General features: G+C 43.5%; 13 protein-coding genes. 9 read left to right on the top strand and 4 right to left on the bottom strand.

Features of this window, described 5'->3' with window-relative positions; translation table 11 throughout:
• The first annotated feature begins 327 nt into the window (after positions 1 to 327).
• From H3T84_RS01710 to hrpA, 9 genes are all read left to right on the top strand, one after another.
• Complete coding sequence (locus H3T84_RS01710) at positions 328 to 2,556, top strand: FepA family TonB-dependent siderophore receptor (protein ID WP_198217431.1); 2,229 nt, start codon at positions 328 to 330, stop codon at positions 2,554 to 2,556.
• A gap of 315 nt (positions 2,557 to 2,871) precedes the next feature.
• Positions 2,872 to 3,813 (top strand): alpha/beta hydrolase, encoded by a 942-nt coding sequence (locus tag H3T84_RS01705; protein WP_198217423.1) that lies wholly within the window; start codon positions 2,872 to 2,874, stop codon positions 3,811 to 3,813.
• Position 3,814: 1 nt separating this feature from the next.
• Positions 3,815 to 4,621 (top strand): siderophore-interacting protein, encoded by an 807-nt coding sequence (locus H3T84_RS01700; RefSeq protein WP_198217421.1) that lies wholly within the window; start codon positions 3,815 to 3,817, stop codon positions 4,619 to 4,621.
• A gap of 81 nt (positions 4,622 to 4,702) precedes the next feature.
• Entirely contained in the window at positions 4,703 to 5,671 is a 969-nt protein-coding gene (locus H3T84_RS01695) for a siderophore ABC transporter substrate-binding protein (RefSeq protein WP_198217419.1), read from the top strand.
• A gap of 91 nt (positions 5,672 to 5,762) precedes the next feature.
• Positions 5,763 to 6,731 carry an ABC transporter permease gene (locus H3T84_RS01690; protein ID WP_198217417.1) on the top strand — a complete coding sequence of 323 codons (969 nt, stop codon included), beginning with the start codon at positions 5,763 to 5,765 and terminating at the stop codon, positions 6,729 to 6,731.
• Positions 6,732 to 6,738: 7 nt separating this feature from the next.
• Positions 6,739 to 7,695 (top strand): iron chelate uptake ABC transporter family permease subunit, encoded by a 957-nt coding sequence (locus H3T84_RS01685; protein WP_084585016.1) that lies wholly within the window; start codon positions 6,739 to 6,741, stop codon positions 7,693 to 7,695.
• A gap of 59 nt (positions 7,696 to 7,754) precedes the next feature.
• Positions 7,755 to 8,513: an ABC transporter ATP-binding protein gene (locus H3T84_RS01680; protein WP_174833774.1), complete on the top strand. Its 759-nt coding sequence runs from the start codon at positions 7,755 to 7,757 to the stop codon at positions 8,511 to 8,513.
• An 11-nt stretch (positions 8,514 to 8,524) separates the two neighbouring features.
• Positions 8,525 to 8,764: a hypothetical protein gene (locus H3T84_RS01675; RefSeq protein WP_198217415.1), complete on the top strand. Its 240-nt coding sequence runs from the start codon at positions 8,525 to 8,527 to the stop codon at positions 8,762 to 8,764.
• Between the two features lie 282 nt (positions 8,765 to 9,046).
• Positions 9,047 to 13,069, top strand: a complete 4,023-nt coding sequence (hrpA, locus tag H3T84_RS01670) for an ATP-dependent RNA helicase HrpA (RefSeq protein WP_198217413.1) — start codon at positions 9,047 to 9,049, stop codon at positions 13,067 to 13,069.
• Positions 13,070 to 13,147: 78 nt separating this feature from the next.
• Here the strand turns inward: hrpA and H3T84_RS01665 are convergent, their stop codons facing one another.
• The 4 genes from H3T84_RS01665 to H3T84_RS01650 form a co-directional block, all read right to left on the bottom strand.
• Positions 13,148 to 13,570 (bottom strand): hypothetical protein, encoded by a 423-nt coding sequence (locus H3T84_RS01665; protein WP_198217406.1) that lies wholly within the window; start codon positions 13,568 to 13,570, stop codon positions 13,148 to 13,150.
• A complete protein-coding gene (locus H3T84_RS01660) occupies positions 13,557 to 14,258 on the bottom strand; it encodes a phosphoadenosine phosphosulfate reductase (RefSeq protein WP_037475107.1) in 702 nt (233 codons plus the stop codon). The genes H3T84_RS01665 and H3T84_RS01660 overlap by 14 nt, the downstream gene beginning before the upstream one ends.
• A gap of 716 nt (positions 14,259 to 14,974) precedes the next feature.
• Positions 14,975 to 15,421 carry a hypothetical protein gene (locus H3T84_RS01655; protein WP_198217404.1) on the bottom strand — a complete coding sequence of 149 codons (447 nt, stop codon included), beginning with the start codon at positions 15,419 to 15,421 and terminating at the stop codon, positions 14,975 to 14,977.
• A gap of 245 nt (positions 15,422 to 15,666) precedes the next feature.
• Positions 15,667 to 18,732, bottom strand: coding sequence for a S8 family serine peptidase (locus H3T84_RS01650; RefSeq protein ID WP_198217402.1), 3,066 nt, complete (start codon positions 18,730 to 18,732; stop codon positions 15,667 to 15,669).
• Positions 18,733 to 18,786 lie beyond the last annotated feature (54 nt).

The following is an 18,786-nucleotide window of genomic DNA, read 5'->3' as shown; positions in this document are numbered from 1 at the left end:
GTATTTCAATAAATAAAAGCTTAACGGAATTGCTTACGTTGCAGTATCACCAGCTTGAAATATACAATTTCTTAATTTAAAAATTAACTTTAAATCAATTATTTACATTGTAAATATACATATATCGCTTTTTACTTAATTAATTTTTAGCAAATGTGTCAAATTTTGTCACATTAAACTGAATTATGTAAGTATAGATAATAATTATACCGATTAAGTATGAATTTGTATTTTTTGTTTAATCAGTATGGTTTTAGTTGAAAATAATAATAGTATTCATTATTATTCGCAGATTTATCAATTTTTCTCTTTTCGTAGCTCAATAGTATGCCTGATCACCCTTTTCCTTCTTTTAAACTGGCATTGATTCCATTCATTCTTTTTACCGGCAATACTGTTTATGCTCAGGATAATTCAGCAAAGCTGGACGATATTTACGTCACCGCCGAACAGCAGGTTAAACAGTCTCTTGGCGTTTCTAAACTTGATAGTCAGGATATTGAACGCAAAACTCCGGTTAATGATATTTCTGAGCTGGTGCGTACGATGCCCGGCGTTAATCTGACTGGTAATACTGCTTCCGGTCAGCATGGCAATAAACGCCAGATTGATATTCGCGGAATGGGTCCGGAAAATACCTTAATACTGATTGACGGCCGGCCGGTTACTTCGCGCAACAGTGCACGCATGAGCTGGCGCGGTGAGCGTGACACCATTGGCGACAGCAATTGGGTACCGGCAGCAGAAATTCAATCAATTGAAGTTATTCGTGGACCGGCTGCCGCACGCTATGGTTCTGGTGCAGCTGGCGGTGTAGTGAACATTGTGACAAAAAAAGTCAGTAATGAGTTTCACGGTTCTATCAATGCGTTTATGAATTTGCCGGCAGATAAAGAAGAAGGAGATACACATCGTATCGGCTTTGATTTGTCCGGTCCGGTTATTAAGGATGTACTCGGTTTTCGGATATATGGCAATCTGAATAGTACTGATGCAGATTCACCATTTATTAATCAGCGTTCGAATGATAAAGGCAGCAAATCGCTGGCTGCCGGACAGGAAGGTCTGATTAATAAAGATATTGGCGGACGGCTGGCATGGCGCCTTTCTTCGGCACAAACTCTGACACTGGATACTACCTACAGCCGGCAGGGCAATCGTTATAACGGTGATGGTCCCAATAATGTACAGACTGATTACACCCAAAGTTTATATGGTAAGGAAACCCGCCGAGTATACCGCCAGAGTTTTGCACTGACTCATGAAGGTATATGGGACTGGGGCGACAGCAAGCTGGTAGCACAATACGATAAAACTACCAACAGCCACTGCTCTGAAGCGCTGTCAGGTGGTCCTGAAGGCTTGTGTCAGGATTTGGGCAGCAAAGATATTACTTATAAAGACAGTACACTGACAACAAAACGTCTGACGGGTGAAATACACTTTCCGTTTACATTAGGTGTGTCCCACGTGCTGACTATGGGTGCAGAATATCAGCACGATCAACTGGATGATCCGGATGGTCTGCGCCGTATACCTCTTCCCGGGGCAGTTTATCCGGCTCCGGCTAACCACACACCGTCACTAAGCAGCTGGGCCGGCTATGTGGAAGACAATATCAGCCTGACCGACTATTTAAAACTGGTACCAATGCTGCGCTATGATCACAATAATAAAACGGGCGGTAATGTCAGCCCCGCTGTTAATCTGTCATGGCAGCTTCATCCGAACTGGCTGATTAAAGGCGGAATAGCACGTGCCTACAAAGTTCCGAATCTGTACCAGAGTACAGACAGTTATATGCTGTACAGCAAAGGCAATGGTTGTGCCACCTCTTCCGGAGGCGGCCGTGGCTGCTATCTGATAGGTAACAGTAATCTCAAACCAGAAACCAGTATTAATAAAGAATTGGGTTTTGAATTTAATAAAAATGGTTATCTGGCTTCTCTGGCTTATTTCCGCAATGATTACAAAAATAAGATTGAAGCTGGCCGGCAGATTATATTCACAGATAGTACTGATACGAATTCACACTCAGGCGGATATGATTATTTTCAATGGACCAATACCCGCAAAGCGCTTGTAGAAGGACTGGAAGGCAATTTAACCCTGCCGTTTTCAAGCAAATGGAAATGGGTAAACAATTTTACTTATATGTTTAATTCCAAAAATAAGGAAACCGGCAATCCTTTATCTGTCATCCCTAAATATACGATTAATTCGTCTCTGGCCTGGAATCCTGCTGAAAAATGGGACACATTACTTACCTATACTTATTATGGCCGCCAGAAACCGCGCACAGTACCGGTAAATCCTGTTGAGGCAGGTATCGGTAACGGAGGAAAAGGAACTACCGGTTTGAGCGGAGAAGAAATCGGCAGTTATGGTATCTGGGGTATTTCCACCGGTTACGCTGTAAATAAAAATATTAATATCAGAGCCGGAATGTCAAATATATTCAATAAACGTATCTACGCCTCCACACTGCGCGGCACTGCGTATACATACAATGAACGCGGCAGAGCAGTATGGGGCAGTATGAAAGTTTCTTTCTGATGCTTTCTGCAAACAGGCTGCCATTCGGGCAGCCTGTTTTTTTATAAGCAAATTATTTTTCACCGTGACTTATTCATCAATTTCAGTTACTATCATAAATAGTAATGATTATTGTTTACACATAATGAGCAACTTTATTAGGTAAACAAACATAAGTTTTTCAATCTAACTGTACTTTAACCAAACCACTTGATCCGGCAATATTTTAACTGGTATTCGATTAATTTTACCATGCAGCAACAAAATCTTACCGCACACCCGTCCTGTTGTCTCCATATGTTCTGTAACACCAATCAACTGACGGAAAGATTAAATATGCGCCAGATTATTATTTTTCTTTTATTGTTTTTTACGGCCTTAATCTTGCACAACACAGCCAAAGCTCAGCCTAATCTGAATGAACCAGCTAATTTTACTGCATTAAAGCAATTAGACAGCGACTATCTGTTTAATACGCTTGCGTTTACTTCTGCAGACGGACAGCGTCATTACCGGGTTTATATAGCAGCTCCCGACCGTAAAGCTCCTGCAGGAGGTTTTCCTGCTTTCTATATTCTGGACGGAAATGCTGCACTGGATTTTCTGACGCCGGAAAATATGCGGGCACTGTCTGCACAGCCTCAACCTCCAGTGCTGGTACTGATTGGCTATGCCACAGATAAACGCTTTGATGCGCAGGCACGCGCCTACGATTACACCATTGCGCCGGACAATGACAATACCGATCCTCTTGATTCAACCAGAATAAACGGCGGAGCTGATATGTTTCTGGATTTAATTCAGAATGAAATTATGCCGGCAGTAAATCAACAGGTTCGGATTAATCCCAATGCACAAACTCTGTGGGGGCATTCATACGGCGGGCTGATGGTTATGCATACTTTATTTACTCAGCCTAATCTTTTTCAGCACTATATTGCTGCCGATCCGTCCGTCTGGTTACACGGCGATCTGTTACAGCAGGAAGCTGAAACCATGCTTAAACGTCAGGTGGCTTTTTCTGGCAGCAGTCTGTGGGTTTTAAGCAGCAAACTCAAAGCCGGTAAATTACCGAAAAATCCTCAGGCGGCAGCACGTATCCGCATACGCAATGAGCATACAGCCAAATATGCCGGTCTGATTAACAAACTCATTAACGAATTAGAGCAAAAAACTGATTTAACTATCAGATATGAGCATTATCCGCAGGAAAATCATGGTAGCCTGTTTGGCAAAAGTCTGCAGCAGGCATTATTTTATCCAGTAATCAGGCAATAAAATGAATAAACGTTCACCACTTCAGGCTTATCTGACACGTGTTCAAGATATTATCGATCTAAGCCCAAATTTACGCCGGCTGGTTTTGCATAGTCCGGAGCTGACCGATTATCCGCATCAGTACAATGGTGCCCATATCAAAATATTTCTGGCACCGGATGGTCAGATAACACCACAATTACCCCAGTTTTCCGGTCATGGTTTTAACTGGGCTGAGCCGGATAATAAACCGATTGTGCGTACCTATACCATTCGCAATTATGATGCACAGTCGTGTACGGTAAGTATCGATTTTGTCAAACACGGAGACACCGGACCCGCTTCATCTTTTGCCGAGCATGCTCAGGCTGGAGATATTCTTGGAATCTCTTCCCCCGGCGGACCGAATCCGATGCTGAAAACAGCATCACGCTATTTATTTGCCGGTGATATTACAGCTCTTCCGGCAATTGAATCTCTGCTGGCAGATATTGCCGCAGATGCGAGCGGTGACGTTGTGCTGTTATTACCGCAGGCAGAAGATCTGCCAGCATCATTCCCGTTACCTGAAAAAATGCATCTGCATACCTTTTTTGGTGATTTGAGCCAGATTCCTGCTGTAGTAGAACATATAAGCAGTTTTGCCCCGTTGAATGATGATGACTTTGCCTGGGTTGCCGGTGAAGCAGCACTGGTTAAACCACTGCGTGAATTGCTGCGTACACAGTGGCAATTACCGCCTCAGCGCCATTATGCCGTCCCCTACTGGCGTCAGGGAGAAAATGAAGATAGTTATCATGAAACACGACACAGATTTATTGATAAATAGATACCTGCTCAAGAAAATTAACTTTAGCCTTGTTCAGGCGGTATAATTAATGCAAACGATAATGATAGGAAATACTGAAAAATGATTAAATCTTGCTGGAAACCTCTTGCTTTGTCTGTTTTAACTTTGTCTCTGCTTTCTGCCTGTGGTGAAAAAACCAATGAGAATCACACTGCCAGTAATGCTTCGTCTGCTGCCGCAACTGCTGTTAACGGACCAACAGTGACAATAAATACTGCCCGCGGAGAAATAACCGTACCGGAGAATCCGTCTAAAGTTGTGGTATTTGATATGGCTACACTGGATGATTTACAGGCATTGAAAGTGCCGGTTATCGGTGCCCCGAAAAAAGTGCTGGTACCGTATCTGCAGCAAACTCTGGAAACGGTAAACAATATCGGTACTCTATTTGAACCGGATATGGAAGCACTTAATGCGCTGAAACCACAGCTTATTATTATCGCCGGTCGTACCGCTCCGAAATATGATGAACTCGCGGCTCTTGCTCCCACTATCGATATGTCTGACAGCGGACAGGATTTAATTGGCGATGGCATGAAAATGCTTGATAGCTACGGTAAGCTGTTTAAGAAAGAAGCAGAAGCGAAAAAATTGCATGATGATATCCAGAATCTGCTTAATGAAACTCAGCAGGCAGCCAAAGGAAAAGGCACTGGTCTGATTCTGATGGTTAATGCCGGCAAACTTTCAGCATTTGGTTCCTCCTCTCGCTTTGGCTGGATTCATACTCAGGTTGGCGTACCGGCTGCAGATACCAGCATTCCGGCTTCTCCCCACGGTCAGTCTGTCTCTTTCGAATACGTACAGAAAATCAATCCGGACTGGTTATTCGTTATTGACCGTACTGCTGCCATCGGCGAAGAAGGTAAAACCGCTCAGGCTGTACTGAATAATGATCTGGTACGTCAGTCTAAAGCATGGAAAGAAGGTCACATTATTTATCTGAGCAGCGCATCCTATCTGGCCGCAGGCGGTGTACAGCAAATGAAAACTGATCTGACCAATATTAAAGCGGCAATGTCACACTAAGCCGGAGTTTTATTCACGATAATCAGGTTTCGCTATGCTACATAAATATGCAGTATTAGCGTAAACCTGTTGTCTGTATTTTTTCTGTCATATGCTTCGTTCCTCTCAGATTAATGCAATCAATTTTTTGCTGTTACCTATTTTACTGATTATCAGCATTAGTATTGGCGCAGCTTCTTTTCATTGGGGTGATCTGCTTATCAGTAGTGATACCCGTTCTTTGCTTTTGTATAGCCGTTTACCCCGATCTCTGGCGATTATTCTCACCGGAGCCACACTGGCCGTAGCGGGTATGGTGTTACAGATAGTATTGCGCAATCGTTTTCTGGAACCGAGTATGGTTGGTGCTACCCAAAGTGCAGCACTTGGGGTATTACTGGTCTCCATCTGGTTGCCGCAGGCCAGTCAGCTGACCAAAATGAGCTGCGCCAGTCTGGCTGCTTTGCTGGGGATGACGCTGTTTTTATTTTTATTTCGGCGTCTGCCTGCACACCGACAACTGATGATTCCGCTAATCGGCATAATCTATGGCAGTATTATTGAAGCACTGGTGAATTTTATCGGCGTGGAAACCAATACCCTGCAATTGCTGGCGGTGTGGTTTGCCGGTGATTTTTCTGCAGTACTCGCCGGACGTTACGAATTGCTGTGGATTACCGGTCTGATGACATTAGTTATTTATTTTCTGGCTGACCGGCTTACCATTGCCGGTCTGGGACAGAATATCAGTACCAGCCTCGGAATCAACTATGCACAAATGATGTGGATTTCCCTGATTACCGTGGCCATGATTACTGCCATTGTCGTGGTAACAGTCGGACAGATTCCTTTTATCGGGCTGGTAGTGCCTAATATTATTTCCCGGCTGGCAGGTGACCGTTTACGTCAGAATCTGCCCGCAGTTGCACTCCTGGGTGCCAACGCTCTGCTGATCTGTGACATTATCGGCCGCACTATCGACCCGCCTTATGAAATACCGGTGTCTCTGATTTTCGGTATCGTCGGAACCGTGATTTTCCTGTATTTGCTGTTTAGAAAGCCTTCTGTACATGCAGTTTAATTCCACCATGCCGTCACATCGCTCCGGTGCACGTTTTTTCGGTGTGCTCGGTATTCTGTTAATTATTGCCAGTATTCTGTTTATGACATATGGCGTTAAAGGAAGTTGGGATTTTGTACTGCAACTGCGCGGTAAAAAGCTGCTGATGCTGCTTACTGTTGCCTACGCAGTTGGTGTATCCACTTTACTTTTCCAGACTCTGACCCATAACCCTATTCTTACACCGGGATTACTTGGCTACGATTCGCTTTATCTGTTGCTGCAAACCATTACTTTGTTTGTATTCGGTGCAGTAGGATTCACCAGTATGAGTGTGCTGAGCAAATTTGTTATCGAAGCACCCATAATGATGGTTGCCTCGCTCCTGCTGTTTCGCACTTTAACCCGGAACAGTAACGGTGATTTGGCCCGACTGATACTCACCGGTATGATTTTCGGAGTCATGTTTCGTAGTTTCAATAGTCTGCTGCAACGCCTGATTGACCCTACTCTGTTTACGGTTGCTCAAACCAGTTATTTTGCCCAGTTTACCTCCGTGAATGTCACCATGCTGATTATCGGCATGAGTATCATGCTGTTCAGTACAGTCTGGATCTGGCGGATGCGCTATCAGCTCGATGTTCTTATGCTCGGACGTAATGCCTCTATTGCACTGGGTATTAACTATGTACGGCTGAACCACAGCATTTTATTATGGATTGCTCTGCTGGTTTCGGTCTCCACTGCACTGGTCGGTCCGGTCAGTTTTTTCGGTTTATTGATATGTGCACTGGTTAATACCTGCACCCCCGATATGAAACATCAGCTGCGGCTGCCGGCAGCATTTCTGGTTGCGGCACTGGTATTGGTCAGCGGACAGCTGATATTTGAGCAGCTGCTTGGTATGCAGGGCGTACTGAGTGCCGTTATTGAATTTTGCGGCGGCATTGTGTTTCTGTGGCTGGTATTAAAACGCAAACGCTAGGCTGCAACAGTAGCTTTTTTATCATCACCATTTTTGCACCGATTTAACCTGACAGCATTATGATTACCATAAAAAATGTTAACCACCACATCAACGGTACACCCATTCTTCGCGATATTAATCTTGATATTCCGGATAAAAGCATTACTGCGCTGATTGGTCCCAATGGTGCAGGTAAATCTACATTGTTCTCACTGATTGCACGCCTGCAACCTTTACAGGAAGGCAATATCCATATTGATGAACTTGAAGTCAGCCACAGCAAATCAACTGCCATAGCCAAAAAACTGGCTATATTGTCGCAAGAGAACAACATACAGAGCCGTATTACCGTACGTGATTTATTACTGTTTGGCCGCTATCCGCATAATCAGGGACGCATCACTGCAGAAGACCAGCAAATTGTTGATCAGGCTTTACAGCGCTTTGAGCTGGAACCATTGCAACAGCGTTATCTTAGTGCACTTTCCGGCGGTCAGCGCCAGCGCGCACTGGTAGCCATGACTTTCTGCCAGCAAACCAAACATGTTATTCTTGATGAACCGCTTAACAATCTGGATATGTATCATGCACGTGAGCTGATGCGTTTATTACACCAGCTTACCGGCGAACAGGGTCTGGCTACCATTATGGTGGTTCACGACATCAACATGGCAGCAGCCTATGCTGACCATATTGTTGCTCTTAAAGACGGGCAGATTGTTATGCAAGGTACACCAGAAGATATTATTACTGTAGACCATATTCAAACCATATTTAATCTGGATACAGAAGTTGTCAGCCATAAAGGGAAACCTCTTGTTATCCATCACTTCTAGCAGGCTTTATTATGCAAAACAATAATATCCCCGGTTCACGCAAAATGACGGGGCTGATTACTGCCATGATTGCTTTGTTTGTCGTACTGGCTGCATGGTTTATCTGGTTGTTTTTGGGAAATGATGCTGCCGTACGGATGTCAATGGCACGGATTATGCTCATTTTTATGGGGCTGGTGTGTACTTTTCTGTTTGGCGTATTTATTATGATTGGCGCGAAAATCTGGCGCCGGCAACACCCGCATCACTAGAAACGCATAGATTCAAGGCCAAAAGCCAAACTGAAAGTTATGCTAATACGCATAACTTAGTACCAGCGTGTTTATTAAAATAATTTTTCTGCTGCTTTCCGGCCCAGACATAATAACTATTCCGCATAGCAATTAAAAATCTGTATTCTTATTATCTTGTTGTTCATCTATATCTTTATCTGATTCTAAGAAATAAATCTGCCATGGAATGCCTGTAAAAAAGCAGTTTTGGCAGATTTGGTATAATACACATACTACTAATTTTCCGGCAATCTCTGTGCCATGTCTGTATACGAACTTAACCAAATCCTGAGTAAAGACCGCTATTACCTGTATCGAGCCTGTAAAAATCCTGCCCGTTTCGGTGGCGAGAAAAAAGTAAACAGCCGTTACCAGCACTCTCATCAGGCTTATCTGCAACGTCTGGCCGGACTGCCTGTACCCGAATACGATAACACTTTGCCTGTGCATGAAAGACGCGAAGAAATCAAGCAGGCAATCAGTCAGCATCAGGTCGTTATCGTTTGTGGTGAAACCGGTTCCGGTAAAACCACCCAGTTACCGAAAATCTGTCTTGAGCTAGGCCGTGGAATAGCCGGACTGATTGGTCACACTCAGCCAAGGCGGCTAGCCGCACGCTCAGTAGCCGAACGAATTGCTGAAGAACTGCATAGCCGGATCGGACAGCATGTCGGCTATAAAGTGCGCTTCAATGACAAAACTGCGCCGGAAAGCTACATCAAGCTGATGACTGACGGCATTTTGCTGGCAGAAAGCCAGACTGACCGCTTTCTCAGTGCTTACGATACCATCATCATTGATGAAGCGCATGAACGCAGCCTGAACATTGATTTCCTGCTTGGTTATCTCAAACAACTGCTACCACGGCGCCCAGACCTGAAAGTCATCATTACCTCTGCTACGATTGATGCCGAACGTTTTAGTAAACATTTCACACAGAACGGTGTAGTAGCACCGGTGATTGAAGTATCTGGACGTACCTATCCGGTAGAAGTACGTTACCGTCCGCTGCACACCACAGATGCAGACGAAGCTGAAATAGAAATCAATGATGCCATTGTCGATGCCGCAGATGAGCTGGCACGAGAAGGTGAAGGTGATATTTTGATTTTTCTGCCGGGTGAAAGAGAAATTCGCGAAGCAGCACATGCATTACAGCAATCACCTTTGCGTCGCAATGATGAGATTCTGCCTCTATTTGCACGCCTGTCAGCAGCCGAACAGCATAAAATCTTTCATCCCAATGGTCGTCAGCGGCGTATCGTACTGGCTACCAATGTTGCCGAAACCTCACTCACCGTACCCGGTATCCGCTATGTTATCGATACCGGACTGGCGCGGGTAAAACGCTATTCAGCCCGTGCTAAAGTCGAACAACTGCATATCGAACCTATCAGTCAGGCTGCGGCTCGTCAGCGCGCCGGCCGTTGCGGTCGCGTTGCCGCCGGTATCTGTATACGCCTCTACAGCGAGCAGGATTTTAATCAGCGCCCTGCCTTTACAGATCCGGAAATTATCCGCAGTAATCTGGCGGCTGTAATCTTGCGCATGATCAGCCTGAAACTCGGCGATGTTAGTGCATTCCCCTTTCTCGAAGCACCTGACCAGCGCTATATCAATGACGGCTATCAAGTATTGCTCGAACTGGGCGCAGTAAATGAACATAATCAGCTAAGCAAACTTGGTGAGCAAATGGCACGTCTGCCAGTAGACCCGCGTATTAGCCGCATGCTGCTGGCGGGGAAACGCTTGCAATGCGTTGCCGAAATGCTGGTTATTGTGGCTGCGCTGTCGATTCAGGATCCGCGTGAACGACCAATGGAAGCTCGTGAAGCTGCTGCCAAAGCACATGAACGTTTTAACGATAAGCAGTCGGATTTTCTCGCCTATCTGAATATCTGGGATTCCTATCAGCGCGAACGTGACAAAGGGTTATCCAATCGTCAGATGGTGCAGTGGTGTCATCAATATTTTCTTTCTCATCTGCGTATGCGCGAATGGCGCGAGCTGCATCACCAGCTGGCACAAATTGCCATAGATATGGAACTTACCGATAAGGCCGGAGCTTACCGGCAATTACCGGACAATCATTCCCAGCCAGCCATAACTGACAATAGTGATCAGGATTTATCCGCAAAACTCAAACGGCAGCAAATCGTCCGCCGGCAGCAGCGTCAGCAACGGCAACAGGTAAAAGAAGCCAGCTACGAACAAATTCACCGTGCCCTGCTGACCGGACTAATAGCCAATGTCGGACTGAAAAGCCCCGAAGGCCACGACTATACCGGTGCACGAGGAATTCATTTTCACCTTTTTCCGGCATCCGCTCTGTTTAAAAGTAAGCCTAAATGGATTATTGCTGCTGAGCTAACCGAGACCTCACGACTATATGCCCGTGATGTCGGCAAGATTGAACCGGAATGGATTGAAAGCGAAGTACCTCATCTTCTGCGCTATCATTATTTTGAACCCCACTGGGAACAGAAACGCGGTGAAGTGGTGGCCAGTGAACGCATCACTCTTTACGGTCTCACTGTTTTGCCCCGCCGCCCGGTCGCCTATGGGCGCATCAATGCCAAAGAAGCACGCGAAATCTTTATTCGCAGTGCACTGGTAGCGCAGGAATGCGATCTTAAAGCAGCTTTTTTCCGGCATAACCATCAACTGATCGAAGAAATCACCGAACTGGAACATAAATCACGCCGGCAGGATGTACTGGTAGATGAAGAAGCACTGTTCAGTTTCTACGACCAGCGTCTGCCGGCAAATGTAGAAAACAAAGGCCGTATTCTGCCGCTGGCTGATATCCGTACCTTTGAAATGTGGCGTAAACAGGCTGAGGCAGAAAACCCGAAACTATTGTATCTGAGCCGTGACGACCTGATGCAACATGCAGCCAGTAATGTTACTGAAAGCCAGTTTCCGGAATATCTTGATACTACAGATGGTCGCTGCGCGCTCAGCTACCGTTTCGAACCCCATCATCCGTTTGACGGTGTCACTATAGCTGTACCTCTGCCACTGCTTAACCGCATCAATGCATCCAGACTGGAATGGCTGGTTCCCGGCATGATTCGTGAAAAACTGCAGTTACTGATAAAAGCTTTACCCAAACAAATTCGCCGTATCTGCGTGCCGGTACCTGATTTCATCACTACATTTCTCAGCAGTCATCCCGATATCAATGCACCTTTACTTCCTCAGCTGGCACAGGCCATTGCCCGTCAGGCCGGAGACATGCGTCTGCTTAACCAGATAGACGTCGAACACTGGCAAACCCAGCAACTGCCGGCACATTGTTATTTCAATATTCAGGTGATTGATGACAGCGGTACAGAACTGGCCAGCGGTCGTGATCTTATTAGCCTGCAACAACAGCTCGGACAGGCGGCTGCGGTTACTTTCCGTGACAACAGCAATGAGTTTGAGCGAGATAACATTACCAGCTGGGATATAGGTAAACTACCGGAAAGCATCAAATTTGCCCGTGCTCAGCAACAGCTTACCGGCTATCTCGGCCTGCAACTGCAAAAAAACGGCAGTATTTCCCTGAGGCTGTTTGATACAGCGGCAGCTGCCGAACAGGCACACCGCAGCGGCGTACTTGCTCTGATGAGTCTACAACTGAAAGAACAGGTTAAAGATCTGAATAAAGGTCTGCCCGACTTCACCCAAATCGCCATGCTGCTTAAACACCTGGGTACTGATACTTTGCGTGAAGACCTGACTCATGCCGTTCTGGATCGGGCTCTGATAGGTGAAGATGAACTGCCGCGTGATGAAAAAGCTTTTAAAGAACAGATAAAACGTGCCCGCAGCCGTTTACCAGCAGTTAAAGAAGCTGTTAATCAATATGCCCTACAAACAGCGCAGGCTTATACTGAAGTCAGCAGCCATCTGGGTAAACACCCGTTAACCCCGCTTCTGCGTGAGCATCTGAACAGTCTGGTTTATCCGGGTTTTGCCAGTGCTACACCATGGCAACAGTGGTCGCGTCTGCCGGTTTATCTGCAAGCCATGCTCAGGCGTATGGATAAATACGGCAGTAATCCGGCACGTGATAATGCGCGGGAAAACGACATTCAGGAACTTACTGATACCTGGCAAAAAAAAGTACAGCAATACCGGCAACAAAATCAGCCGGTACCTGCGGCCATTGCCGAATTCCGGTGGATGCTGGAAGAACTGCGCGTCTCCCTGTTTGCTCAGGAGCTGAAAACACCCTATCCGGTTTCAGCAAAACGTCTGAGCAAAGAATGGGATAAACGCACGGCTATTGTATAAATGTACTCAATAAAACAGCTCTGTTCGGAAAAACAGAGCTGTTATCCGGTTCCTACGGCAGTTATATGTCACAGATTTCTATTTCTCTTTTTCTGCTAACTCCTGGAAATCTTTATCAATATAACCAGGCAAACGAAATCTCACTTCGCCAGGGGGTAGCTCAATACCCATTTTCTGTGCCAGTAACTGCCCGTCAATATATTTATTCTCACAAACCGGTATTTTCAATTCACCGAGAAAAACCATCAGCTGTTCATAAGTCTGAAAACAGAGGGCACACCAGTATTCACTATCGGTCACCCTTTGTCTAAGCTGTGCTGGCATTTTTTTTACCTGTTGAAATTCTTCTTTCAACGCTCTCATCTGTCCTATAGCATCTGTATCCGCATAGTGGTTAGCATGCACCGAAAACGAAACCGGTTCAGATTTATTATGCTGCCCCTCTTTGCTCAAATCATGTTGTGCAGATACTTTGACTTTTATTGTATTATCTTTTTCCATTAGCACATTCCCAGCGATAAATTTCCAACTCACATAGCGGAAAATACTCCAGAATTTTGCGGTAATCCTCCGGATAAAGTTCTTTAACAGGTAATAAAAAACGTAAATCCAGACTATCAAAAGAGCAGCCAAACACCCTGTAATCACTTCCCAGCCTGATGTTATGCTGCTTAAAACAGCGGAGCAAATCCCCTTTTTTCCAGTCCCATACCGGATAATACTGACACTGACTTTTCACAATCGATCCGTGTCTCTGCATACTCAGGCGCTGTTTGGAACTGTGTTCCACTCTGGTACCATTCGCTACCGGTGTGTTATGCGGTAAATTAAATTTTCTGCACATCATCCGGCGGATATCGGTAAAATCAAAATCCTCTAATTTTGCCTTATCAATCACAGCTACATTAGCCGGAGGCTGAAAAACATGTGCCCTGAGCATCTGATACAGTGCAGGATGCGGCAAACGGGTAATTTTGAAATCAAACTGACGCTCATACAAATCGAGCTGTTCTTCTACAAATTCCAGCTCGGGTACAAGATACAAATAATAGGGATAAATCTCTGTAAAGCTATCTCTGATTGCCAGATAAGCAGCAACAGCATTTTTGCCCGTACTAAACGCCAGAATACTTTGGCTGTAATCACGGGCCACTTTCTGAATCGTTCTGGTTCCAGACAAAATAGCCATATGCAAAATTCCACAAAACCAACGATGTTTAATTCAAACAGTATAACTATTTTAAATATAAATGCCTAATCTGTCATAATTTAATCATAACCCCCAATTAACAACAAAATAGTCATACATGCACTGAAACGGGAATACATATTGTTATAAACCGCATTTAGTAGTTTTTATAACCAATAAACAACAATCTGTAGCAATCAGGATATACAGTATTTCAGCTAAAATTATTTTACTTCTCAAAATTCATTATGAACTCGTATCGACGTCTGCTTGGTTACTGGATCATCAAGTCATACAAATAAAATCACATCTAGATTTGTTAATATATTACTAATTTTATTAATTCTATTTCACATAGTCAGTTACAAAAATAAAGAAAGAAAAAAGTATTTTAAACATATCAAAGCTATATTTAATTTACCGGTTAAATAAAGAAAATATTTGTAGACAAAAATTAATTTTATTGTTACCATTAATACCTGAATATCTAAGCTATTTATTTCCCTGACCCAGCCATTTTATCTATAAGCTTCTCTCCTACATTCGGCTTATAAATTTTAATGGCGGGTTCTTTTTTTATAACTACAACACTTATAATTTGAACTGAGCATTCGTCTTGACTATCAGATCAGCCTGTCTTTTTTATAAACAGAAAGTTGTTGTACCGCAAACAAAGTGTTTTAAAACAGACTCTCTGTCGTTTTTTGCACATTTAGTCATAGGAACTTGTTATTTGCCTGTTTAATATATGTATTACAATTTTCGAAACAGGCATTAAATTCATCTTTACTGGCAAAATCCTTGCTGTCTAAATATATTAAACGTTTATATGGTCTGAAAGAATTTTTTCTTTTTAAATACAAATAGATTCTATTGTGAAATTTAATGACTGAATAAAAATTCTGCCACTCAAAGCATGTCTTATTTCCTTTTTTTTCTTTAGTCAGACACTCTACAGTAATTTCTATAATATATTTGCCAAATCCTCTTGCCTTTTCAAATTCATCCTTAATTTTATATATCAGATAGAAAAGAGAGGCAATATTCAGGATTATCAGAGGATTTGTTATTCTATTTATATATAAATTATAAGCATCAATTCCGATTACTATAATCAATACTTGAAGTATTTTAAAGACTTTAGTTTTTATTTTAATAATCATATGATCGATCCGGTAAAAAATAAATCTATATATACTATTTCTCTACGAAAAAGATAGACTTTCTCACAATGCCTGTTTTTTCTTTTTTAGCAATTACATTATACACTTATTCATTAACTTAACATTGTTAATAAAATATGAATTTATAAAGCATACCATCTGATTAAAATGTTGATTTGCATAAAAAAAACAGAATTTCAATTAATCTGAAATTCTGTTCATTATCTTCTCTATACTCACTATAATCAGAAAGTAACTTTTAAATTTGCCATTCCTGAATTACTGTGCCAGTGGCTACCATTTTCATACTGATACTGAATACCGGCTTTCAGATTAGGCCTGATCTGTACATTTCCGCCTACAGCAGTATTCCAGCGTGTTTTTGCTGGAGCCCATTTACCGGAACGTTCATTTCCGTGTATTCCGGCAAAACCTCCGCGCATTGCATATTCTCTGTCGCGAAAATCATGTTCAACACCCAGCAGTCCAAAAATATCAAACACAGTATCCCTTATACCAAAACGATATTGAGTAAGAATACTGGCCGAACCGGCTACAACGCCTTTATTAAGCTTTCGGGCATATAAACCATAACCGTTTGCCCCGTCTTCGCTAAAATGATTCTGTTGCAAATAATCATATCTCAGACCTAGCTGCGGTGTCAGAATCAATTGATTCAGATAAAATGCTTTACCTCCTTTAAAAGCCAGTTGCCATACTTTACCTTTGGCTTTTGCTCCCGTGGCTGCTGCCGACTCACCCAGCCATATTTGCCGGTTGACATCATTGGAAAAACGGTTATATCCAAAGCTGCCGGATATGTAAGCACCATTCCATCGGTGCGGCGCATAAAATGAACCTACTGTTAAACCATTGGTTTTAATATCAGCATTGCCATATTGTTCATTCCAGCCGGTATTTTGAAAAGTATAGGCCATCGCTGCAGATAATCCGTTACCAAATTTTTTACTAATACCGAATATACCGCTATTAGTATTCTGTTTTCCTCTGACAACAGTGGGATTCCAGCGATTCTGTGAATGATTAAATTCCATAATCACGTTAACCTCATCAGAGTCATTCTGAATTGAAGACATAAAGTCACTATTCAGTTTTCCTAATGTCAGAGTGCTGACCATATTAGCGTTACTGTAAACCGCACCGGATAAAGAATATAACGACCGTCTTAAACTCTGAGCGGACTGTACATTCTGAATTCTGGCCGCACCATCGAATAACTCCTTATCCTGTTCACTATATTTGTCCACAGCAGGTATACCATCCAGCTGGCTGAAAGCCGTATCCACAGCTCTGGCAGCGGACTCTATTGCCGGATCGGCAATACTGCGGGTTAACAGACCATTATTCATAACAGCTTTTTGTGCAGAAATGCGGGTAATATCAAAATCTACATTATTGTCATCGTAAACCGTTTTACCATCTAGCAGAATTCCGCCGGAAAATTCAGTTGAGTCAAATTCACCGAAGCGTTTTTGTGCATTAATAACAGCTACTTTTATCCCTGTCTGTGGCACAAAACCGGCTTTAAGCGCATCGAAATATAATCTGCCGGCCAGGCTGGCAGTACCATTGACAGTAGTTCGGCTGCCAAGGCTGGTCTGAAAAGTACCCTCTGCCGTCTGGTTAAAACTACCATTAACAGTGGCATCCCGACTAATAAAAGTTCCTGCATTATCTACTGAACCAGTAAAGCCTTTAACCAGATAAGCAGCATCTTTACCAATTTGCGTTGCAGACTGGCTACTGCCATTCACAGCCAGCATACCGGAATTAATCTGCGTTTTACCCTGATAAGTATGATTACCCTGTAATATCAGTGTTCCGGTACCTTCTTTGATTAGCCCGCCTTGCCCGCTGATATCATTACTGAATACATAGCTGCCGTCGGTTACATTTGCTGAGAAATCACCGAAGGCAAATTGTGCCGGTCCATTAACCGCCTTACCAATATTTAGTAATCCCCAGCCATATACTGAATCTACACCTTTAGCACCCAGGTCAGTGGCCGTCGTCAGTAGTGTGGTTCGTAAATTATTATTGGTCATCCAGGGATATTTTTGTTTAACCAGTGCCGCAGCGGCAGCAACCTGCGGAGCAGAAAATGAAGTTCCCGTGACACTGGTTAGTGGCAATGCATTAATATCATCGCCGGGCTTTGCGTACAAATTAGCAATCTCATACTGATAATAAGCCACCATACACCAATTTTTAGCATCGCCGCATCTGTTGGAAAATTTTTCAATTGTATTATCGCTATCTACACCAGCAACAACAATCCAGCCTTTCTGCAATTCAGGTTCAATTAAAGGAAATAACGATTCAATACTGGGCTGACTTTGCCCGTCATTGGCAGCTGCCCAGATAAACAGCATATCATCCTGAACCAGTGAAACAAAACGACCGATATAGGATGCAGATTTATCAGCAGGATTATCTGCATTTAAATAAGCTTTAGCTATATTAGTATACCATTGCTTATTACTGTAATAATTAGCGCCGTAACTGTTATTGACGATTTTCACACCAGCTTTATCAAGCGCGTAAAACGCATTTATGGTAGCCAGTAAATTGATTAAACCCGGCCCACGGCTATCTGTTGCACTGGCTGAATAAATCTGCACCTCCGGAGCAATTCCAATTTTTTTACCTCTGACATCTTTACCGGCGATATTTAAAGCTACCGCATCACCATGCGGGTAAACTTTACCATTATAAGGTGTCCCGAACTGTCCCAGATCAACAACATTGTCAGGTAAAGCCGGATGATTAACATCGATTGGCAAATCAACAATACCGACCTTCACCCCCTTACCATCCAGCCCCTGATCTCGCGCATCTTTCAGATTTAGTAGGTTAGCCTGTGCATTATCCTCACCGTATTCACTGCGGGGATACTGGTTTTTACTCAACGGAACTTTTATTGCTGATTCGGAACTATCCATTCTCGAAGGATTGGATGAAGGAACGGGAATATTATCAGCCGGATCTACCGGAGTGGGATCTACCGGAGTGGGATCTACCGGAGTCGGGTCTACCGGATCATGTTTGTCTGGATCTGGTTTGTCTGGATCTGGTTGAACCGGAGGAGGATTAACTGGCTCCGGAGTAATTTCTCCGTCATTCGGTATTTCTCCTGTACCGGGATTGTTTCCGCCCGGTTTACCACCAGTTTCGGTGGAATCAGAATGAACACCGCCACCGTTGCCACTACCACCGCCACCACCACATGCCGTTAAAGCAAATGAAACAGCAATCACTATTGATTTAAGCATTAAAGCTGAATGTTTCATACTGGCTGTTCCTTTATCTTAATTTGAAAAATAAATATAAAAATTTAAATTTCA

The organism is Snodgrassella sp. M0110 (genome assembly GCF_016101465.1).
Taxonomy (GTDB): Bacteria; Pseudomonadota; Gammaproteobacteria; order Burkholderiales; family Neisseriaceae; genus Snodgrassella; species Snodgrassella alvi.
This window is presented reverse-complemented; position numbering and strand designations above follow the sequence as displayed.